19 protein-coding genes are annotated in these 20,827 nt (G+C 56.7%); 15 read left to right on the forward strand and 4 right to left on the reverse strand.

The features are described from left to right. The 14 genes from gspD to prfA form a co-directional block, all read left to right on the forward strand. Positions 1 to 1,567 (forward strand): type II secretion system secretin GspD (gene gspD, locus ACEW72_RS02160; RefSeq protein ID WP_373474738.1); only part of this gene is annotated, 1,567 nt, incomplete at its 5' end. Beyond that, positions 1,564 to 3,120, forward strand: coding sequence for a type II secretion system ATPase GspE (gene gspE / locus ACEW72_RS02165; RefSeq protein WP_373474739.1), 1,557 nt, complete (start codon positions 1,564 to 1,566; stop codon positions 3,118 to 3,120). The genes gspD and gspE, both read left to right, overlap by 4 nt. Further along, entirely contained in the window at positions 3,113 to 4,330 is a 1,218-nt protein-coding gene (gene gspF / locus ACEW72_RS02170; protein WP_373474740.1) for a type II secretion system inner membrane protein GspF, read from the forward strand. The genes gspE and gspF overlap by 8 nt, the downstream gene beginning before the upstream one ends. A gap of 3 nt (positions 4,331 to 4,333) precedes the next feature. Continuing rightward, entirely contained in the window at positions 4,334 to 4,780 is a 447-nt protein-coding gene (gspG, locus tag ACEW72_RS02175; RefSeq protein WP_373474741.1) for a type II secretion system major pseudopilin GspG, read from the forward strand. Then, positions 4,752 to 5,246 carry a GspH/FimT family pseudopilin gene (locus ACEW72_RS02180; RefSeq protein ID WP_373474742.1) on the forward strand — a complete coding sequence of 165 codons (495 nt, stop codon included), beginning with the start codon at positions 4,752 to 4,754 and terminating at the stop codon, positions 5,244 to 5,246. The genes gspG and ACEW72_RS02180 overlap by 29 nt, the downstream gene beginning before the upstream one ends. Continuing rightward, complete coding sequence (gene gspI, locus ACEW72_RS02185) at positions 5,233 to 5,619, forward strand: type II secretion system minor pseudopilin GspI (protein ID WP_373474743.1); 387 nt, start codon at positions 5,233 to 5,235, stop codon at positions 5,617 to 5,619. The genes ACEW72_RS02180 and gspI overlap by 14 nt, the downstream gene beginning before the upstream one ends. After that, positions 5,616 to 6,260, forward strand: a complete 645-nt coding sequence (gene gspJ, locus ACEW72_RS02190; protein WP_373474744.1) for a type II secretion system minor pseudopilin GspJ — start codon at positions 5,616 to 5,618, stop codon at positions 6,258 to 6,260. The genes gspI and gspJ overlap by 4 nt, the downstream gene beginning before the upstream one ends. Continuing rightward, entirely contained in the window at positions 6,257 to 7,243 is a 987-nt protein-coding gene (gene gspK, locus ACEW72_RS02195) for a type II secretion system minor pseudopilin GspK (RefSeq protein ID WP_373474745.1), read from the forward strand. The genes gspJ and gspK overlap by 4 nt, the downstream gene beginning before the upstream one ends. Beyond that, positions 7,240 to 8,322, forward strand: coding sequence for a GspL/Epsl periplasmic domain-containing protein (locus ACEW72_RS02200; RefSeq protein WP_373474746.1), 1,083 nt, complete (start codon positions 7,240 to 7,242; stop codon positions 8,320 to 8,322). The genes gspK and ACEW72_RS02200 overlap by 4 nt, the downstream gene beginning before the upstream one ends. Next, a complete protein-coding gene (gene gspM / locus ACEW72_RS02205) occupies positions 8,319 to 8,798 on the forward strand; it encodes a type II secretion system protein GspM (RefSeq protein ID WP_373474747.1) in 480 nt (159 codons plus the stop codon). Before ACEW72_RS02200 ends, gspM begins: the two co-directional genes overlap by 4 nt. After that, positions 8,795 to 9,493: a type II secretion system protein N gene (locus ACEW72_RS02210; RefSeq protein ID WP_373474748.1), complete on the forward strand. Its 699-nt coding sequence runs from the start codon at positions 8,795 to 8,797 to the stop codon at positions 9,491 to 9,493. Before gspM ends, ACEW72_RS02210 begins: the two co-directional genes overlap by 4 nt. A 29-nt stretch (positions 9,494 to 9,522) precedes the next feature. Then, entirely contained in the window at positions 9,523 to 10,266 is a 744-nt protein-coding gene (locus ACEW72_RS02215) for an A24 family peptidase (RefSeq protein WP_373474749.1), read from the forward strand. A gap of 141 nt (positions 10,267 to 10,407) precedes the next feature. After that, positions 10,408 to 11,640, forward strand: coding sequence for a histidine--tRNA ligase (hisS, locus tag ACEW72_RS02220; protein ID WP_373474783.1), 1,233 nt, complete (start codon positions 10,408 to 10,410; stop codon positions 11,638 to 11,640). A gap of 151 nt (positions 11,641 to 11,791) precedes the next feature. Further along, positions 11,792 to 12,868: a peptide chain release factor 1 gene (gene prfA / locus ACEW72_RS02225; protein ID WP_373474750.1), complete on the forward strand. Its 1,077-nt coding sequence runs from the start codon at positions 11,792 to 11,794 to the stop codon at positions 12,866 to 12,868. 34 nt (positions 12,869 to 12,902) lie between these two features. On the opposite strand, the gene ACEW72_RS02230 is transcribed toward prfA, so the two are convergent. Genes ACEW72_RS02230 through ACEW72_RS02245 form a run of 4 tightly spaced genes read right to left on the reverse strand, consistent with a single transcriptional unit; the run spans position 12,903 to position 17,900 of the window. Continuing rightward, positions 12,903 to 13,967 carry an LLM class flavin-dependent oxidoreductase gene (locus ACEW72_RS02230; protein WP_373474751.1) on the reverse strand — a complete coding sequence of 355 codons (1,065 nt, stop codon included), beginning with the start codon at positions 13,965 to 13,967 and terminating at the stop codon, positions 12,903 to 12,905. Further along, positions 13,964 to 14,866: an aldo/keto reductase family oxidoreductase gene (locus tag ACEW72_RS02235; RefSeq protein ID WP_373474752.1), complete on the reverse strand. Its 903-nt coding sequence runs from the start codon at positions 14,864 to 14,866 to the stop codon at positions 13,964 to 13,966. Before ACEW72_RS02235 ends, ACEW72_RS02230 begins: the two co-directional genes overlap by 4 nt. After that, positions 14,863 to 15,891 (reverse strand): LacI family DNA-binding transcriptional regulator, encoded by a 1,029-nt coding sequence (locus ACEW72_RS02240; RefSeq protein WP_373474753.1) that lies wholly within the window; start codon positions 15,889 to 15,891, stop codon positions 14,863 to 14,865. Before ACEW72_RS02240 ends, ACEW72_RS02235 begins: the two co-directional genes overlap by 4 nt. Then, on the reverse strand, positions 15,888 to 17,900 hold the full coding sequence (locus tag ACEW72_RS02245; protein ID WP_373474754.1) for an alpha-glucosidase: 2,013 nt from the start codon (positions 17,898 to 17,900) through the stop codon (positions 15,888 to 15,890). The genes ACEW72_RS02240 and ACEW72_RS02245 overlap by 4 nt, the downstream gene beginning before the upstream one ends. A 245-nt stretch (positions 17,901 to 18,145) precedes the next feature. Between ACEW72_RS02245 and ACEW72_RS02250 the strand changes: the two genes are divergently transcribed. Then, positions 18,146 to 20,602, forward strand: a complete 2,457-nt coding sequence (locus tag ACEW72_RS02250; RefSeq protein ID WP_373474755.1) for a TonB-dependent receptor — start codon at positions 18,146 to 18,148, stop codon at positions 20,600 to 20,602. The last annotated feature ends 225 nt before the right edge of the window (positions 20,603 to 20,827 follow it).

A 20,827-nucleotide genomic window follows, 5' to 3' on the forward strand; every position in this document is an offset into this window, starting at 1 on the left:
CGAAGGCGGCCGGCCGCCTGTTTCCGTCGCCGCGATCGACAGCAGCAACGCCATTGCCTTGCGCGGTGATCCGACATCGGTCGCCCGGTTCGCTGCGATGGCAAAGCAACTGGATGCGCGCGCGCAATCGGGCGCTGAAATCCGTGTCTACCGGCTTGAACACGCGAATGCAGCGACGCTTTTGGAAACGATACAATCCTTGATTGGTGGGCAAAATAATGCCGCGCCCAATGGTGATTTGCCCCCCGTCGCGAACCCCGCAGTCAATATCGGTGCATCGCCCGCGGCTGTATCTTCTCCAGTGGTGGCGGTATCTTCTGCAACCGGCATGAACGGTATTGGTGGTCGGGGACCGGTCGTTGTGACCCGCTATGAAGGTGCCAATGCATTGATTATCGCGGCCAATCCTGAAATGCAGCGCACTTTGGGCGAACTGATCCGGCAATTGGATAGCCGCCCGGAACAAGTGCTTGTCGAGGCAATCATTGTCGAAATCGGCAATGAAGCTGCAAAACGGCTGGGCGTTCAATTTCTGGTGGGCGGTGAAAATATCCCGTTTGCGGCAACAAATTATTCCAACGCGACCCCCAGCATATTGACGATTGCAGGCGCAATTGGTGCTGAAGAATTATCGCGCTCCACAACGACCGTAAATGGCAACACGACCACCACCGAAACCAGCAGTGCCCTTGGCGATAGTTTGCAGGAAGCTGCGGCTGCTTCGATACTCGACGCAACGGGCGGCTTTGGTGGCTTTGCGCTTGATATTGGCAAGAACGCGATTTTCGGCACGATCATCAATGCAATCGCGGCGGATACGGAATCGAATTTGCTGGCGACACCGCATATCGTCACATTGAACAATCAAAAGGCGAAGTTTCTGGTCGGGCAAGAGGTTCCGGTCAGCACCGGTGAGCAGCTATCGGCCAATTTTGAAAATGCATTTCGCACCGTGCAGCGTCAGGAAGTGGGTATAAAGCTTGAGGTGACGCCCCAAGTCAACGCGCAAGGGGATGTGAAGCTCTTTCTGAAGCAGGAAGTGTCCAGCGTGGCCGGGCCCGTCTCTGCGCGGTCCAGTGATTTGATCCTGAACAAACGCGAATTTGAAACGACGCTTACTGTCGGCGACGGCCAATTGCTCGCAATCGGCGGGCTTTTGAATGACGATGAACGGCGGACCATCGAACGCATTCCATTGCTAAGCGATATTCCGTTGATTGGTGAATTGTTCAAATCGCGCAGCCGCAGTCGCAGCAAGACCAATTTGATGGTTTTCATTCGTCCCACCATATTGCGAAACCGGGCGGATGGCGATGCCCTCACGGCACGGCGATATGGATTTGTCCGCGATATGCAACTGGCGCGCGATCCGGATCGCGAGCCAAGCATAGATGAACTGTTGAGAGATTATATGGGTGCCGTCGCGCCTGTGGTGCCGCGAGTAGGACCCGATGATGTGGTCTTGGGCGCGACCGACACGTTGGAGCGGCCATCGTCGGGCGGGCCATTGCAACCGTCAGAGCCGCCGCCGAGTGATGTTTCCAATAACAACGGGGGCGGGCTATGATTATCCGGCGCGGCGAAACCGTTGTCACCGATTCAGCGTCGGCAGATGAAATCGAAGCCGTCACATCGACACCGAACCCGCCGCTGCTCGATCTGCCATATGCGTTTGCAAAAGCACATGGTCTTGTTTTGCGGCACGAACATGAAAATCGCATGATCGTCGCCATGCGTAAAGGCGCCGATCCGTTGATGTTGCTGGAGGTGCGCCGCTATCTTGCAATGCCATTCGATGTAGAAATGGCCGACAATACCACTTTTGACCGGTATCTTTCCGAACATTATGCAATGGACGGTTCGGCCGCCGCTATGGCCGGATCAATCGGGGCGGGCGATAGCGACTTGTTGTCGGATATGTTGCCCAGCGCTGAAGATTTGCTTGATAGCGCGGATGACGCGCCGGTCATACGGCTGATAAACGGCATCATTGCCGAAGCGGTTCGGCAATCTGTTTCGGATATCCATATCGAACCTTATGAAACCGGCCTGGTCGTGCGGATGCGAACCGATGGTGTGTTACAGGAACGGCTGCGCTTGCCCGCAAATGTTGCGCCTGTTGTGGTCAGCCGTATCAAGGTAATGGCCCGCCTCGATATTGCCGAGCGACGTATTCCGCAGGATGGCCGCATAGGTCTTACGCTGGGCGGCAGATTGGTCGATGTGCGCGTTTCGACATTGCCCAGCCGCGCCGGCGAACGCGTTGTGATGCGAATTCTCGATAAGGAAAATGCTGGTATTTCCCTTGAACTGCTTGGCATGTCGGACGAAACGCTGAAAATATTGAGCGATGCCCTTGCTGAACCCAATGGCATTATTCTGGTCACAGGACCAACCGGGTCGGGAAAGACAACGACGCTTTATGCCGGGCTGAAAAGCCTGAATGACGGTACCCGCAATATCCTGACGGTTGAAGATCCAGTCGAATATGCGGTCGACGGTATCGGCCAGACACAGGTCAATGCCAAGGTCGGCATGACATTTGCCGCGGGCCTGCGCGCCATTTTGCGGCAAGACCCTGACGTCGTTATGGTCGGCGAAATCCGTGATAGGGAAACAGCCGATATCGCCGTGCAAGCCGCACTTACCGGGCATTTGGTGCTGACCACTGTGCACACAAATGATGCGCTGGGCGCGATTACCAGAATGCGCGACATGAAAGTGGAACCGTTTTTGCTGGCGTCCACTTTGCGGGCGGTTATCGCACAACGGTTGGTCCGGCGCCTATGTCCACACTGCCGCGAAACCGAACAGGCCGCTGGCAATGCGGCATCATTACTGGGATTTGACAAAGGTACAGCGGTTTACAAAGCAGTCGGTTGCCCGGAATGCGGACAGACAGGCTTTCAAGGGCGCATCGGTGTGTTTGAAGCAGTTCGCGTCGACGATACGATCCGCCGCCTGATAAATGACGGCGGGGATGAAGCGATTCTGGCGCGACACGCGTTCGTCAATCAGCCCAATTTAAGTGCCGCCGCACGCAAGCTTGTGCGTTCAGGCCATACGACGCCTGAAGAGGCAATCCGCATTTCGCGGCGTGAAGATGTTCAGGATGCCTGATTTTGCATATCATGCTATCGATCCTGAAGGCCGCGAAAAACGCGGTCGGATTGCGGCTGCAAATGATGACATCGCCCGCGAACGGCTGAGCCAGAAGAAGCTCTATATTGTAAGTGTTGAACCTGCGGCACCGGGTCAAGCTGTATTGGCCAATCTGCCATTTCGCCGCCGTGCCCGTCTGAATTCCAAACAATTGACCCTTTTCACCCGGCAATTATCGTCGCTCGTCCAAGTCACGCCATTGGAAGAAGCGTTGCGGACCATCAGCCGTCAAAGTGAACAGGCGCATGTCCGCACTATTTTGACAGAAGTTCATTTGGGTGTCGTCGAGGGGCAACGGCTTTCCGATGCCATGCGCCGTGAAAGCACCAGCTTTCCCGCACTTTATCGCGCGATGATAGCAGCGGGGGAAGGCGCTGGGACCTTGCCGATGATTACCGAAAGGCTGGCGAATTTACTCGAACGGCAGGCGGAAATGCGGGGCAAGCTGATCGGTGCGCTTGCTTATCCCGCGGTACTTTGCCTTGTTGCGATATTGGTTGTCATGGGTTTGATGGTGTCCGTTGTGCCACGGGTCGTTGAACAATTTGACAATGTTGACCAACAACTGCCCCTGATTACCCGCATCGTGATCGGCATATCGGCCTTTCTTGCAAATTATTATTGGGCGATTTTTCTGGTGTTGCTCGTTGGCATCGCTGTTTTCTGGCAAGCGCTGAAGCAACCGGCATTCCGGCTATCGGTTGACCGGGCGATTTTGCGCGTTCCCGTGCTTGGAAAGCTGCTCCGCAATCTTCACGCGGCGCGGATGGCAAGGACTTTGGCAACGATGGTCGCCAGCCGTCTGCCGTTGCTCGAAGGTCTGCGTCTTACCGGGGGAACCATCCGGAACAAGGTGTTGTCAGGCGCGAATGAAGAGATTGTCGAAGCCGTCCGCAGCGGCGGCAGTCTTTCCGGCGCGATGCGCGCAAGTGGTGTATTCCCCCCACTGCTGGTTTACCTGACCGCCAGTGGCGAAAGTGCGGGGCAGCTTGATTTAATGCTGGAACGTGCGGCTGAATATCTGGAACGCGAATTCGACAATTTCACCAGCGCTGCCTTATCCTTGTTGGAACCATTGATTATCGTGGCGATGGGCGGGGTTGTGGCAATCATCATTTTGGCGATATTATTGCCGATCCTTCAACTGCAAAATCTTACGGGACTTTGACCAATGCCTTGTACACATAATCACCCACCTGCCGCGCAACCAACGGGGCCGAAGCGCGATGGTTTCACGCTTGTCGAAATGATGGTTACCCTTTTCATTTTGGCGTTGTTGACCACTGTGGTTGCGATCAACGTGCTTCCAAACCAGGACAAGGCGATGGTGCAAAAGGCCAAGGCGGACATTGCTGTTCTGGGTCAGGCGCTGGAAACATACCGGCTGGATAATTTGCGCTATCCCGATGCCGGCATTGGTTTGCAGGCGCTGGTTACGCCGCCATCAACGGGTGGCACCCGCACGCAAGGCTATATTAGAAAACTTCCCAACGACCCGTGGAACCGGCCTTATCAATATAGCAATCCGGGCCGTAACGGTGCATTTGATATATATTCGCTGGGGGCCGATGGCGCGCCCGGCGGCGAGAATGAAAATGCGGATATTTACAGCGAGTAAGCCGCACCTGTTACCGAAATTTCCGGAATCAGAGCGTGGTTTTACGTTGGTGGAACTGATGGTGGTTATCTTCATCATCGGTCTTGCCAGCGCGGCGGTGGTTATGACGGCGCGCACTTCCGACGGTGGTGCGCGGAACGAGGCCGAACAGCTCGCAGCGCGTATTGCGGCGCTGCGTGACAATGCGATCCTGCAATCGCGGACGATGGCGGTCTGGATCAGGCCGTCCGGCTATGGGTTTGAAACCCGCTCAGATGGAAAGTGGACGCCGCTGAATGCGGCTCCGTTCAATGCAGAAGACTGGCGGCGCGGGACGTCTGTGAAGTTTGATGGCAATAAACAGGTCCGGGTCGCATTTGACAGCACGGGCCTGCCGTCCACTGCGGTTGGCATCCATATCGCCCGCGGCGATGCTTTTGTAACCGTCAATCTGGCCGCGACAGGGGACGTGCGTGTTACCCGGTGAAACACCCCCGCTTCGCAACGGATTTACGTTGCTCGAAATCATGGTCGCGTTGGCGATTTTCAGCCTCGCGGCATTGGCGATGGTCCGGTTACAAGCCTATTCGGTGCGTTCCACCGCCAATCTGGGTGAAAGCAACATGGTTTGGCAGGTTGCGCGCAACGTTGCCGTGGAAATATTGTCCAATCCCGCACCGCCCAATTTGGGCGAAACTGGCGGCGAAGAAGTCAATGGTGGCCAGAACTGGCGATGGACAGCGTCGACCAGCAAAACCGACGATGCGCGTCTTGTCCGGGTTGAAATCAATGTGGTCGGCACCGGGATCGCATCATCCCGCAAGGCGCAGCTTACAATCGCGCGGCCGGTATCTCAATGATGTCGGCGCGCAAACGGGAGGCAGGCTTTACGCTGGTCGAGCTGCTGGTGGCGCTGGCAATTTTTGCGTTGATTTCGGTTGCCGGGGTAATGCTGCTGCGATCAGGCAGCGATACCCAGATTGCGGTGAAGGGACGGCTTGAGGAGCTATCGCGCAGCAACCGTCTTTATAACAGCATCGAGGCTGATTTGGCGCAAGCCATCGCCCGGCCTGTGCGCGATGCCTCCGGACTGCCGGTGCCTGCGTTCATTCAAGGCGGGGCGACTGTCCCTGATGCACTATTCGGCTTCGTTCGCACCGGCTGGTCCAATTTTGACGAAGCCCCTCGCGCCGGGCTGCAACGCGTCACTTACGTCTTGCAGGACGGAAAATTAAAACGGTTGAGCTGGCCAATGCTTGATGGTGCGTCGCCTGTTGATGCTGCGGTGATATTGGACGATGTGAAATCGGCGCAGATGCGATTTCGGGACGAGCGCGGCGAATGGCGCAGTGACTGGTCTGCAATCGACCCCGACGCATTGCCGCGTGCCGTTGAGTTACGCCTGACATTGACGGCCAAACCGGAACAGCGGATGCTTTTCCTGGTAGGATCACAGGGGCGACCCAAGCCGCGCGAAGACGATGAAGAGGCGGCTGGATGATGTCGTTGAAACCATCCGAACGCGGCGCGGCTTTGTTATCGGTGCTATTGATGGTCGCCGTGCTTGCGGTTATTGCCGCGACAACGCTTGACCGATTGGCGCTTTCCACGAAATTGGCGGGCAATGGCAATGCTTTATCGCAAGCCCGGATGTTCAGTTACGCCGCAGAGAGTATAGCCAGCGCCCGAATCGAAGATTTAATTGCGCGCGATGCGGCCCAAACGACATTGAAGGGCAATTGGCTGGGCAGGGAACAGGTCTTGCCAATCCCTGTAGGAACCGCAACCGCAACGGTAAAAGACGGCGGCAATTGCTTCAATCTCAACAGCCTTGTCACTGATGCCGAAAGCCGGTTCCTGCCCAGTGCGGCGGGACAGGATCAATTTGTGTCGTTAATGGTGGTTCTGGGCATCAATGAAAATTTGGCGCGCCCGATCGCCGCGGCGGCGGTGGACTGGGCAGACACCGACAGCGGCATTTCAGTCAATGGTGCAGAAGATGACGCATATAAGGGCAATGAAATACCGTATCTCGCGGCAAACCGCCCGTTCGCCCATCCCAGCGAATTGCGGGCGGTCAGGGGGGTAACGCCTGCTGTCTACGCCAAGCTGCGCGGCTGGATATGCGCGCTTCCCGACGCATCATTGTCACCGCTGAACGTGAATACATTGCTGCCTGAACAGGCGCCTTTGCTGGCTATGTTATTTCCACCGGGCAAGCTTAGTCCTGTTGCCGCAAGGACTTATCTCGCCAAGCGACCAGCGAATGGCTATGGCAGCCTCATTCGATTCTGGGATTCACCTGAATTGGCGGCGTTGAAGCCAACACTTCAAGTGCGAGGGCAAGTAAAACTGACGAGCAAATATTTCCTTTTGGACACAAGGGTGTCATCGGGCGAACTGGTACTGGAAGGTGAGGCGTTGATTGTCGGCAGCCCGGCACCGGCGCACGTCATCTGGCGCAGTTGGGGGGAAAAGGAATGAGCACGCTCATTACGCGTTTCCCTGTGTCCGGTTCAGATTTCCCGGAAATCTGGCGCTTAACCGACGGTAAATGGGCGGCCTGTGGTTCGCTTGACCAGTTCCAGCTCGATACCGATGTTGATCTGGTGATGGCGATTGTCGCGCCCGCCGAAGCAAATTGTTCCTGGGTGCCCCTGCCTGATCTGGAACCGCGACAGGCCGAAGGTGTCGCAAAGTTACGCATATCCGAACAGGCATTAGGGCCGGTCCATGTGGTGGCGCGACATGGCGAAGACGCAACCCTTTGCGCCGCCATTTCACCCGCCGCAATGCTATGCGGCATCGATCAATTGACGAAGTACGGGCTTGATCCCGATATTGTCATTCCATTCGGATTGGTGGTTGACGATTTCGCCGATTATGTTGTGCGGGCCGAATATGATGGCTTGGCGATATTGCGCGGATCGGGCTTTGCTGTTCCGGACGAAGCGATATTTCGCGATCTGATCGTCGGTGAAAAACCGGTGGTCGAGATCGAAACAGAACAGCTCCGTTCGATGTTGCTGCAGGCAAGCGAAGCACCGGTCCTGAACCTGCGTGCTGGGCCTTTTGCCAAAAAAGCACGCACAATCTGGGCAACGGAAGGGCAACGCACATGGATCATTCGGCTGGTCACCGCGCTGGTCATCGCCACCATCCTGCTGGCAATAGCAACACTGGCCAAATATTGGGCAGCAACATCGGCGGAAAATGAACGCGCAATTGCGTCAGTGCAAAAAATCGATCCTTCGATAATCGACATCAACCAAGCCGAAGCGCAACTTGATCGTGCGTTACAGCAGAAGGGGCAGGCCAAGGGCCGCTTCGGCGCGTTATCCGCCGGATTGTGGCGCGCCGTGCAAGCCACACCGAATGTCACAGCCCGTGAATTGCGTTATGGCAAAGACGGCATATTGATTGCGGTTCTGGCCGCACCTGACGCCAACAGCTTGAACAAGGTGCTGATTGCCATCCAACAGGACGGGATTCGGGTAACAGCGACGCCGCGTCAGGACAGCAGTGGCGCAACCCTTGTCGATCTGACCATGAGGATGCCATGATACAGGCCTTGTACAATTGGTTTGGCGACTTAAGCCTTCGCGAACGCTGGATGGTCGGCGTGGCAGCGGGTCTGACTTTGGTGATATTGCTGGTGTTCGCCATTATCATGCCCGCCATATCCGCCATTGACCGAGCAGAATTGGCGCATGACGAGGCCGTGCAGCGGCGTGGCCGGATTGAAGCGACAGTTGCGGCGGCGCTTACCCAACAGCCACCTGTAGCCCAGGGCAACAGCGCCGACATCGACTTGGTCGTGACCCAAGGCGCGGCGGAAAAAGGGTTCGACCTGATAAAGACCGCTAATGCTTCCCCCGGTCAAATGTCTTTCCGGATAGATCAGGCGCGCGCGCCGGCATTGTTGTCATGGCTGAATGAGCTCGAAATGCAGGGCATCATTGCTCAAAGTCTTACGTTGCGGGGCGACCCGAATGGAAGCGTTACTGTTGAGGCGGAATTGCTTCGGGTGTCCCAATGACCAACCGCAATATTGTCATCGGAGCCGCGTTGCTGTTCGTAACAGCGATGCTGGTTTTCATGCCGTTGCGAATGATCGTCGGCGGTGAAGGTATCTCTGCGCGAAAGGTGGAAGGCATTATTTGGGATGGTTCCATCCGCGATTTGCGTGTCGGCAAATTGCCGATTGGTGATGTCAACGCACGGTTGCATTTCCTGCCGCTGTTGCTCGGTCGCGCCGAAACTTCACTATCGCGCGGCGATGCGCCTTTTGCTCCGGGAATTAGCGGTTCATTTTCGCGGCGTCTCGGTGGATTTTCTATCGATGGCTTGAAGGCGCGTTTGCCGGTGAATGCAATTTTTGCGCCCCTGCCTGTTGAATCGCTTGAGCTACAGGATTTTTCGGTGCGATTTACCTCTGGTCGTTGCACCCACGCCAGCGGGACAGCACGACTGGCGTTGGCCAATATGATACCCGGTCTGGATCTGTCGAATGGTTTGTTAGGCACCCCACGTTGTGAGCGCGGACAATTGCTGCTTCCGCTCAACAGTCAATCTGCGATGGAACATTTCGATATACGACTGGCCGCAGACGGTGGCTATACGGCAACCATCTTTCTTGAAGGTGACAGGCAAGACCAGTCGGCGTCGTTGATTCTGGCCGGGTTTCGATCCGTCACAGGCGGGTACCGGATGGTCAGGAAGGGCCGTCTCTGACCGCGATGCTTGAAACCATAAGCGGCTTTTTGTCTATAGTTCCGCTCTGGATGCTCACGATATGGCTTGCAGTATTGGGCGCGGTTTGGGGCAGTTTTGTATCCGCCCTGTGCAGCCGATGGCCAAAAGGGGAGGGTATCGCCACTGGCCGATCGCGCTGCGACAGTTGTGACCGGCAAATTGCCGCCTATGATTTGATACCTGTCCTATCCTTTCTGTTGTTGAAAGGAAAATGCCGATATTGCGGCCAAGGGATTGGGCGATTGCCGCTTGCAACCGAACTGGCGTCGATTGTGATCGGGGTGTTCCCTTTGGCGCTGTTACCGCAGGATCAGGCCGTCGGCCTCGCCTTGTTTGCATGGCTGTTGTTACCGTTGGTTCTGCTTGATTGGTTCCATTTATGGTTGCCCGACCGTTTAGTGCTTTTGCTGGCGGTGTTTGGATTTATCTTCGGCCCTTTGCTTGACCCTGAAATTGGCCTGATTGACCGCATTATCGGGCTTTCGACCGGTTTTTTAAGCCTGCAAGCCATCCGCTATTTCTATAAAAAATACCGGAACATCGACGGTATGGGGGCGGGTGACCCCAAATTATTCGGTGCCCTAGGCGGTTGGCTGGGATGGCAGGCGCTACCCATGACGTTGTTGATGGCAAGCTGCATCGGGCTGATACTTATCCTGCTTACGCATCGATCGAAAAAGTCCGATGAAAGCGCGTTCCCGTTAGGCAGCTACCTGGGAATTGGTGCATATCTGGTCGCCTTGCTGATGTGATTTCCGGCAACCGGAAAACCGTCACAGCGCGCGAAAGCTTAAAGCAGAATGTTTCCGCCCCATTTGCTTGGCGCAATGTCGACGGGCAAGCTGGATATGTCCTATTCCACTCCGTTCAAATTGCCGCTAGGGCGCAACGCGATGGCAAAGATACAGACCCCGCAGCCCGTCCGTGGCACCCAGGACATGTTCGGTGAAACCGAAGAACGCTTCGCGCATGTTGTCGCGACGTTTGAACGGGTGCGGCGCTTATATGGCTTCAAGGGCCTGCAACTTCCGGTGATCGAACCGACCGCCGTATTTTCGCGCAGCCTTGGCGAGGCCACCGATGTCGTTTCGAAAGAAATGTACACTTTCGATGATCGCGGTGGTGATTCCATCACGATGCGGCCCGAATTTACGGCCGGGATCGCGCGTGCCTATTTGACCAATGGCTGGCAGCAATTTGCACCGATGAAGCTTTCGGTCCATGGTCCTCTTTTCCGCTATGAACGCCCGCAAAAGGGCCGTTATCGTCAGTTCCACCAGATCGATGCCGAAATCATCGGCGCGGCCGAGCCTGCCGCCGATGTCGAGCTGCTCGTCATGGCGGACCAGCTGCTCAAGGAACTGGGCATCGATGATGGCGTAACGTTGCAGCTCAATACGCTGGGAGACACGCCCAGCCGCGATGCCTGGCGCGCCGCTCTGGTGGGCTATTTCAATGATCATCGCGATGTCCTGTCCGAAGACAGCCTTGCCCGGCTGGAGAAAAATCCCTTACGCATTTTGGACAGCAAGGACCCCGATGATCGCGGTGTCGCCCATGCGGCCCCCAAAATCGACGATTATCTGTCCACCGAAGCCAGCGACTTTTTCGCGGCGGTCACCTCGGGACTGGATGCGGCGGGCGTGGCATGGACCCGCGACGCCGCCTTGGTCCGCGGCCTTGATTATTATCGCCATACGGCATTTGAATTTGTCACCGAACGGCTCGGCGCGCAGGGGACCGTACTTGGCGGCGGGCGTTACGACGGGCTGATCGAGAATCTGGGCGGGCCAGCAACGCCAGCGGTCGGCTGGGCCGCAGGTATCGAGCGTCTGGCGATGCTGGTGGATGCGCCATCGGCTGCAAAATTTGACGCGGTTATCGTCGTTGAAAATGATGACCGACTTGGAGATGCATTCCGACTTGCACGCAATTTACGTGAAGCTAATTTTGTCACTGAAGTTGTGGCGACCGGATCGCCGCGTAAACGGTTCGACAAGGCTACGAAAATTCCTGCGCACACGCTGATTTCATTTTCCGTGTCTAACGACGGTCCTTCCATGCGTATCCGCGGAGAGGGCAGTGACATTGCCAAACGCGTGGAAGATTTCGTGGTCGCTGCCTGATGTTTGACCGAACGTGCAACCAAACCCGTCACCCTGAACTTGTTTCCGGGTCCATTTCCCCCCTCTATCCTTCGGCCTGCTTGGCACGATGGATGCTGAAACAAGTTCAGCATGACGAATATAATAATGTACCTGCCCCAGGGGCATCTCTTTGAAAATCTCCCCCCAACGTATCGCGATGATTGAATCGCGCTTTGCCGAGCTTGAGGCGCGGATGGCTTCGGGGCAGATGGAGGGCGAGGCTTTTGTCGCGGCGTCCAAGGAATATTCGGAGCTGGAACCGGTCGCGCATGCGGCAAAAAACGTGCGGCGCCTGCGTAAAGAGATCGAGACGCTGCAGCATATGGTCAAGGATTCGGCCGATGCCGAACTGCACGACATGGCGGTTGAGGAACTTGACGATGTCACGCACCAGCTTTCCGATGCAGAAACTAACCTCGCCATCTCGCTCTTGCCGAAAGACGCAGCTGACGAGCGCCCTGCGATGCTGGAAATCCGCGCCGGAACCGGTGGCGATGAGGCGGCTTTGTTCGCAGGCGATCTGTATCGGATGTATGAACGTTATGCCGCGGGGCAGGGCTGGAAAATCGAGCCGATATCGGTGAGCGCCTCTGATGTCGGCGGGTTCAAGGAAGTCGTTGCCTCGATCAAGGGCAATGGCGTGTTCGCGAAGCTGAAATATGAAAGCGGCGTCCACCGCGTCCAGCGCGTTCCGGTCACTGAATCAGGGGGGCGCATCCACACCAGCGCAGCGACCGTCGCGGTGCTGCCTGAGCCAACCGAGGTCGATATCAACATCGAGGCACGCGATCTGAAAATCGACGTTTACCGTGCGTCAGGTGCGGGCGGGCAGCATGTGAACACGACTGACTCTGCCGTGCGGATCACCCACTTACCGACCGGTATCGTGGTGACCTGCCAGGACGGGCGCAGCCAGCACAAGAACAAGGAACAGGCGATGCAGGTCCTGCGCGCCCGCATGTACGAAAAGGAACGCGAGGAAGCGCAGGGTGCCGAAGCCGAAGCGCGCAAGGCGATGGTTGGTTCAGGTGATCGCTCCGAACGCATCCGCACCTATAATTTCCCGCAAGGCCGCGTGACCGACCACCGCATCAACCTGACACTGCACAAGCTGCCCGAAATACTGGAAGGCGGCGGACTGGGCGAGATGGTCGATGCACTGATCGCCGAGGATCAGGCCGAACGCATGGCAGGGTTGGGGGAGTAACGCCACCTACCCCCTGTCCCCGTGGGAGAGGAGGTTAAACCTCCAGCCGCCCGTGCTCCAGCCTTGGCAACACATAGCGCGCGAACATATCGCATTCGTTGATGTGCGGATAGCCTGACAGGATGAACGCTTCGATGCCGACCGCCTTATAGGCCTCGATCTTGGCCAGCACCTGATCAGGGTCACCGACGATCGCCGCACCGCAACCGGAGCGGGCACGGCCAATACCAGTCCATAAATTATCTTCCAGATATCCGTCATTCGCCGCGGCCTGTTCGCGAAGCTCGGCCTGATGCGCAACGCCGAAGGTTTGCGTGTCGAGGCTCTTGTTACGGATTGCCTCGCCTTGCTGCGCGTCGAGCTTCGAGAGCAGGCGGTCGGCATAGGCGCGCGCTTCGGCTTCGGTTTCACGAACGATGACATGGGCACGGAAACCATATTTCAGCGTGCGCCCGAACTTCGCCGCGCGTGCGGTCATGTCTTCGACCAGTTCCTTCGCGCCCTGCACCGTCTCAGGCCACATCAGGTAGACGTCGCAGCCTTCTGCAGCCGCTTCCTTCGCCGCTGGTGACAGGCCGCCGAAATAGAGAGGCGGGCATTTGCCGCTGACGGTCTTCATTCGCGGCGGGTCGAGGTCGATCTTGTAATGTTCGCCGTCGATCGAAAGATGCTCGCCGTTGAGCAGCGTCTTGAGGATGTGCATGGCCTCGACCGTTCGGCGGTATCGCGGCTCGCTGTCCATCTTGTCACCGGGCAGGTCGGACGAGATGATGTTCACGTTGAGACGGCCGCCGGAAATCTGGTCAAGCGTGGCGATCTGGCGCGCCAGTTGTGGCGGCCAGCTTTCACCGACGCGTACCGCCATTAACAGCTTGATCCGCGTCGTCAGCACGGCAATCGCGCTCGCAAAAGCGGTCGTATCGAGGCCAAGCGCATAACCCGACGGCAGCAGGATATTGTCGAACCCGCCCTTTTCCGCGTTCAAAACGATGTTGCGGCAATGCTCCCAACTGGATGCCAGCATCGGGTCGGGCTGGCCGAGAAATTCATAGTCATCATCGCATAGGGCTGAAAACCAGCTGACTTCGACAGGCTTCATGGAAGCGGTACTCCTCTTGCGGCGACCAACACGCTGTACCAGTCCGCGCGGGTCCATGTGATTTTGAAGGCATCGGCGGCCTCGGCAATCCGTCCCGGATTTTGCGAGCCCACAATGGGTATGGGACGCGCCGGATGCGCCATGATCCAGCTGTAAGCCGCCGCCGTGCGAGATACGCCGTGCGATGCGGCAACGCCCGACAGGGCGCCTGCAACATTCTGCTCCCGCGCATTGGACGGATCACCGATACGGCCCCCGCCCAGAGGCGACCATGCGAGGACGGCAAGGTCCATGGCAATCGCCTGATCCAGCTCGCCATTTTCGATCGTATCGATCCGCAAAGGCGACAGTTCGGGCTGGGTCGATACAATCGGCACCGTGCTGAACTGCGCCAGCGTGGCAATCTGCGCCTGCGTAAAGTTGGACACGCCAAAGGCGCGAATTTTTCCTGCCTTATGCGCCGCCTCGATCGCGCGCGCGATTTCCTGCGGGTGGGTCAGGATGTCAGGCCGGTGGATCTGCCACAGGTCGATGTGGTCCGTGCCCAGTCGCTGCAGGCTGTCGTCGATAGCTTGCGTCAGATATTCGGCGCTGCTGTTATAAGGTGTGGGCGGGGTGATGCCGCCTTTGGTGGCCAGCACCATCCGGTCGCGCAATTCGGGAGCATCGGCGAACACACGGCCCAGCAATTCTTCCGCCTTGCCAAAGCCCTGCTCACCGAAACCGTAGATGTCGGCAGTGTCGAACAAAGTGATGCCGGCTTCAAACGCGGCGTCAATGGCGGCACGCGCGGCGGCCAGTTCCAGTCCGGCAAAGCGCCACATGCCCCATGCAATAGAAGAAATTTCAATGCCACTTTTGCCCAGCGGGCGGGTAAGTGGCGGTTTGGGAAGTGTCATATTTTTTTGCTCTTTTGTGAAGGTGAAAAGGGAGGGGCAACGGATTCGCGGTTGATAAGCTCGTGCGGCAAACGGCGATGTTCGATTCCGCCTTCACCGAATAAAAGATCGGCGGCGGTCGAAGCCAGATCGCGCACGGGCTGGCGGATGGTGGTAAGCGGCGGCCATACGACGCGGGCCAAGGTGGTGTCGTCAAATCCGGCCACTGAAAGCTGTTCGGGCACCTGCATCCCCCGGCGATGCGCGACCGCCAGAACGCCCGAAGCCATATCGTCATTGGACGCAAAAATGGCCGTTGGTGGATTTTTGAGCGAGAGAAAAGTCTCCGTTGCGGCAACACCGCTTTCAAAATCAAATTGCCCTTCGGCGATCAAGGCGGGATCAACCGAGATGCCGACCCGGCCCAGCGCCCGCTCATAGCCAGCCTGCCGTTCGGCGCTCGCCATATGGTTGGGGTGACCCATGATGAAGGCGATTCTGCGGTGACCAATATTGATGAGATGCGTCGTCATATCATCGGCGGCTTGCGTGTCATCCATGAATACCGAAGAAGTCAGGGCGTGATTGGTACCGGGCGAAATGCGGACGAAGGGAATATTGAGCGCTTCGAGCGCGGATAGAACCGGGGCGCAGTCTGTAACAGGTGAAGATAAAATAGCCCCGTCAACGTGGGTTTGCCTTACCATGCCGCGCACTTGTTCGCCGACATCCGGGTCCGCTACATCGACCGGCTGCGCGATCAGGCGCATCCCTTCTTCATGGCACCGGTCCCAGCAGCCCTGCATGATCTGGTGCATATAATAAGGGGAATGATTGTCGTAAATCAGCGCGATCTGGCCAGATTTCGTGCCTGCCAAAATGCGTGCAGCGATACTGGGGGAAAATTTGAGTTCGGCCATCGCAGCGTCCACCTTGGCTTTGGTGGTGGCGCTGACATAGGGGTGGTTGTTGAGAACACGGCTTACGGTTTTGACCGCGACCCCTGCGAGCTTGGCAACGTCCCTGATGTTCGAACGGGTGTTCATAGTCTGAATTCCTGCGTGATGGAGGCGAACAATGCTTCATGCGCGCTGTCTTGACGATAGAAAACCGGCGGCTGGCCATGGGGAGCGGCTATCATGTGTTGTCCGCCCGCATAATTGTCGCCAGACCAAAGATGCCGCCATTGTCCATCTGGCAAAAGAACATTGCGTGCGTGCTCACCTGCCGCGACGACGGGCGCGACAAGCATATCCGCACCGTACAGATATTGATCCTGAATGTCGTGATAGACCGCATCGTCATAATGTAAAAACAGCGGGCGTTGCAGCGGCAGTCCGGTTGCCACCGCTTCGTCGGACAGCGCGCGCACATAGGGGGCTAACCTTGCGTGTACCATGCTCATCCTTGCAAAATGGGACAGAATTTCCGCGCTGCTATCGATTTGCAGATTATCGGCGGGGCGGTTGCCTTCATGGCTTCGCATGACTGGCGCAAAGGCCGCCATGTCAATCCAGCGGTGCATGAGGTCGGCGGTGCGGACAACGCCGTGCAGGCTTGTATAGCCGCCTAGATCGCTATGGTGATAGGCGTTGCCAAGCAAGCCCGAGGACAGTGCGCCGGTGATCACCGTGTTGATGCCGTCATGCCGCGAAAAATCGACGCATTGGTCACCGGCCCACAGCAGCGGGCAATAGGCCTGCACCCCGGAATAGCCCGCGCGCATGAAGAACGTCGCCTCACTTGTCTTGCCACGCGAGGCGATGGCATCGGCATTGACCTTGGCCCACAAGACGGGCCAGCGATTGTGCGCCTCCATCGGATCAGAGCGATCAAACAGCCGCACATCGGTGGGCAGATATTCGCCAAAATCGGCCATCCAGCCCGACAGGCCGAAATCAAGCATCTCCTGACCGATGATCCGTTCGGAAAACCATGCAGCTGCGTCAGGGTTGGTGAAATCAACAACGCCTGCGTCAAATTCGCCGAAATCGACGGCATAGGGATCGTCGCTGTCCTGCCGCAAGGCGAGGTAGCCAAGCGCGGCCGCTTCGGCAAAGAGCGGGCCGTCGACGGCGAGATAGGGATTCACATAACCCAGAAAGCGCACGCCCCGTTTCGCAAGTGCTTCAATCCGCGCGGGAAGGTCGGGGTACCGTTTCGCATTCCATTGCCAGTCCCAGAATAGTCGCTTGCCGAAACTGGTCTGGCGGATACCCACCCAATCTTCGCACCACAGCCCCGAAATAGCGGCACCCGATGCCGCAATTTTGTTAAAGCGGTCGAACGTCGCGTCGCCATCTTTCAGCCCGACAATCGCACCCGATATCGCCCATTCGGGCAAAGGCGGTTGGCGGCCAAAACGGTCGGACATTTTCGTGACAAGATTTGGCAGCGACCCAGCCGTGAAGAGCTCGATATCGATATCGGCAACCCAGCATTCGACGCTGGCGCGACCAGTCTGGGTCAAGTCGAGAACCGAATAGGCCGCCGTTTTAAGATGCACGGCATAACGTTCCGAGCTCAGCCAGGTTGGTTGCGGATAATTGGTGGTCCAATAATCGCCACCCGCCAATCCTGCGGCGTCCATGATTTGCGTCAGTTCAGTTGTTTTATCACGACCAACACCGGGCTCGGATGTCCAGAATGGAAAGCGCCGGCCGTTCAGGCGCAGATAGGACATTTGTTCGCCGCCGCCCCAGAACGATTCATGTGCCGAGCAATTCATCGTCAGCCAAAGCCGGTTCACGCTTGAATCAGTGCAACGAACCTTCAAAATCGTCCGGCTTGATTCCTGTTCGATTTTAATCGCCAGAATTGTTTCGGGCCTCGTGCTGCACCACAGCCGGATGGCCCCATTTTCCAAAACGCAGCGGTCGAGTACGCACCGGTCGTCGATTACATCATCGATCCTGAAATTGCCGCGAACCATTTCGAGGTCGGGCCGACCCCTGCCGATCGAAATGGCCGGATTACCTGCGCGATGCGACAACAGGCACAGGTCATTGTGCCGCAGATCGAAGCCGTCTTCGTGCAAGATTGTTGGAAATGACAATCTTCGTTCCCTCTCTCACGGTGCCCCAAGCTGGCGCCCGAAACCCGCCGGTTTTTTCGACTATGACATGATTGCCACAGTTGCTGCTTAAAATCTGTCGCTATATGACACCGCTAGACATATCAAGCAGGATTGGTTACATCAAGCCAGTTATCAACGACGACCACGCCGCCCGGCACATTTTTCTGGCTTCATCTACCAGAAAGAAAAAGCCCAAAGCAGGCGGTTTTTTAGGGAGGCACAAGATGCAAAATTCAAAATTCAATTCCACGATTCTTTTGCGGGCAGCATTGCTCGGCAGCAGTGCATTGGCACTCGGCATTTCCGCACCTGCAATGGCGCAGGATGCGACAAGCGACGACGATTCTTTTAATAATGAAATCATCGTTACTGCTCAAAAGCGGTCTCAGAATATTCAGGACGTTCCAGTTGCGGTTTCAGTTATTTCTGGTGCAGCGCTCGAGCAGCAGGGCGGCGTAAACATCGAAAACGCGCAATATCTTGTTCCAAGCTTGAACTTCCGCAAATCGGGCAGCGCGCTAAATCAGTCGCTGTATCTGCGTGGTGTCGGCACCACGACATTCTCCATCGGTGGCGAACCGTCGGTCGGCACAGTGCTAGACGGCGTCGTGCTTGCGCGTTCGGGCGAAGCGTTCAGCGACCTTGTTGATATCGAGCGCATCGAAGTTCTACGCGGACCGCAGGGCACCTTGTTCGGCAAGAACGCCAGCGCTGGTGTCATCAATATCGTCAGCCGCCGTCCAAGCGACACTTTTGGCGCGTCCGTTGAGGGCGGTTTCTTCTTTGGGAACGGTCAGGAATACCGGGTTCGTGGCGGCGTTGATGCGCCGCTGTCCGAAAAGGTCGGCGCCCGCATTACCGGCTTTTATTCGAAATGGGATGGCAACATCCGCAACGAGACACTCAATCGGCGGGTGAATGGCTATGAACGCTATGGCTTCCGGGGCATTGTTGAAGCCAAGCCGAAAGACAATGTGACGCTCACGTTGATCGGTGACTGGCGCAAATCTAACGATGATTGCTGCGCCGAGGTTATCGGTTCGCCGGCGCGTAATGCCGACAACACCACGCTTACCGCATTTACCGACCGCGCCGCTACCGCATTGCCGCCCTTGCTGGGTGACCGCACCCGCCGCGTCCGTCAGAATTTGCTAACCCAATCGCTCGAAAAGGCGTGGGGCGTATCTTTCCAGGCTGATATTGAATCAGACGATGGCCCAACGGTGACCTCGATCACCGCCTATCGGAAATATGACAGCAACGAGGTGCGCGACGGTGATTTTCTCGATCAGCCTTATGTCGGCATCGCACAGAGCCATGATTTTGGTCCGCAAACCGGTGATACTTTCACACAAGAGTTGCGGCTGACGTCGCCTGCGGGGCAGTTCCTCGAATATGTCGCGGGGCTCTATTATTACAACGCTTCGCAGGAGCGTAGGTTTACGCGTTCGAATATCGCGTGCTCGGCCTCGACGTTGCCGATACAAGGCGTGTTGACGCCGTGCTCGACCGCAGCAGGTGCCTCGACCATTACCTTCCCGCTTGGCACTTCCAATTTCGGCACGACATTTAAAAATATGGCCGCGTTTGGTCAGGCGACTTTCAATTTTAGTGATGATTTCCGTGCAATTGCCGGACTGCGTTATACGCATGATCAGCTAAACGGATTTCAAATCCGTACAACGCCGGTTCCGGGTGCATCGAACGCTGTTTTCGACCAAGGCGTTTACAATGAATTTATTCGCCAGCTTGCACTAGGTGTAGCGCCCGCGGCGGCTCAAACAGCAGCAGTCCTGGCAACGAACGGTATACCGTTCCGACAGAAGACGACGAACAATAACATTTCAGGTAAAGTCGGCCTGCAATATGACTTCTCCGAAGACGTCATGGCCTATGCGAGTTATTCGCGCGGATATAAGGGGCCGGGCCTCAATATCTTTTTCAACCTCAACTCGAACGGCACACCACCTCTCGCCGACGAAACCGGTGACAGCTATGAAGCGGGTCTTAAGACGAGCATGCTCGACGGGCAATTAACGCTGAATGTTGCGGGCTATTACGCCAAGTATAAGAACTTTCAGGCGAATAACCCTGACTTCGTGCTGGGTCAGCGCGTAACGCGGTTCACCAATGCAGGCACCGTGTCCACGCGTGGTTTCGAGGCGGATTTGCTCTATCGTCCGTCAGACGACTTCACTTTGTCCGGCGGCGTTGCCTATACCGATGCCAAGGTCGACCGTTTCCGCTTGCCACCTGGAGCGCCGCTTACCGACCAGATTCCGGATGGAACCGTCCTACCATTCTCGCCAAAATGGAAGACATCGCTTGGTGCCAACTATACTATCCGCACCGGCGGATTTGCTGATATCGAACTGGGTGCACAAGGATCGTACCAGACCAAGCAATTGTCGTTGCTCGTCGCAAGTCCACTGATCCGCGATAACGGCACAATCAAGGCTTATGGCCTGCTTGACCTGTCGATTGCGCTGGTTGATGCCGACGACAAGTTCCGCATTTCGTTCCTCGCAAAGAATGTGCTGGACACCAGCTTTGCCGCCTCGATCGTCGATGGCGGGCCCTTGTCGGCAGGCAACACCGGTAGTTCGAGCTATCGTTACATCATCCCGCGTGAAGCTGATCGGTATTTTGGTATAAATGCGAAGATCAATTTCGGCGGTTAAATAACTCGCAATCTAAGCGAAAAGGGCTGGAATCCATAAGGGTTCCGGCCCTTTTTTTGTCAATGTTTCGGGGAAGTTAAACCAGGACGGGTGGTGCGAGACCAGTAGCAAACCACCCGTCCTTGTTTGTGGGGTGTTGAACACTCTAACATATGCACCCGCCGTGCCAATTCTGTCGTCGTCATTAAAAACAATAGCTTAGATCGTTATCGCGGCGTTAACCCT

It is taken from the genome of Sphingorhabdus sp. (genome assembly GCF_041737645.1).
GTDB lineage: Bacteria > Pseudomonadota > Alphaproteobacteria > Sphingomonadales > Sphingomonadaceae > Sphingorhabdus_B.

Coding starts and splice junctions, on each gene's coding strand:
- gspE (WP_373474739.1), top strand. CDS start 1,564: ATGATTATCCGGCGCGGCGAAACCGTTGTCACCGATTCAGCGTCGGCA.
- gspF (WP_373474740.1), top strand. CDS start 3,113: ATGCCTGATTTTGCATATCATGCTATCGATCCTGAAGGCCGCGAAAAA.
- gspG (WP_373474741.1), top strand. CDS start 4,334: ATGCCTTGTACACATAATCACCCACCTGCCGCGCAACCAACGGGGCCG.
- ACEW72_RS02180 (WP_373474742.1), top strand. CDS start 4,752: ATGAAAATGCGGATATTTACAGCGAGTAAGCCGCACCTGTTACCGAAA.
- gspJ (WP_373474744.1), top strand. CDS start 5,616: ATGATGTCGGCGCGCAAACGGGAGGCAGGCTTTACGCTGGTCGAGCTG.
- gspK (WP_373474745.1), top strand. CDS start 6,257: ATGATGTCGTTGAAACCATCCGAACGCGGCGCGGCTTTGTTATCGGTG.
- ACEW72_RS02200 (WP_373474746.1), top strand. CDS start 7,240: ATGAGCACGCTCATTACGCGTTTCCCTGTGTCCGGTTCAGATTTCCCG.
- gspM (WP_373474747.1), top strand. CDS start 8,319: ATGATACAGGCCTTGTACAATTGGTTTGGCGACTTAAGCCTTCGCGAA.
- ACEW72_RS02210 (WP_373474748.1), top strand. CDS start 8,795: ATGACCAACCGCAATATTGTCATCGGAGCCGCGTTGCTGTTCGTAACA.
- hisS (WP_373474783.1), top strand. CDS start 10,408: ATGGCAAAGATACAGACCCCGCAGCCCGTCCGTGGCACCCAGGACATG.
- ACEW72_RS02230 (WP_373474751.1), bottom strand. CDS start 13,967: ATGAAGCCTGTCGAAGTCAGCTGGTTTTCAGCCCTATGCGATGATGAC.
- ACEW72_RS02235 (WP_373474752.1), bottom strand. CDS start 14,866: ATGACACTTCCCAAACCGCCACTTACCCGCCCGCTGGGCAAAAGTGGC.
- ACEW72_RS02240 (WP_373474753.1), bottom strand. CDS start 15,891: ATGAACACCCGTTCGAACATCAGGGACGTTGCCAAGCTCGCAGGGGTC.
- ACEW72_RS02250 (WP_373474755.1), top strand. CDS start 18,146: ATGCAAAATTCAAAATTCAATTCCACGATTCTTTTGCGGGCAGCATTG.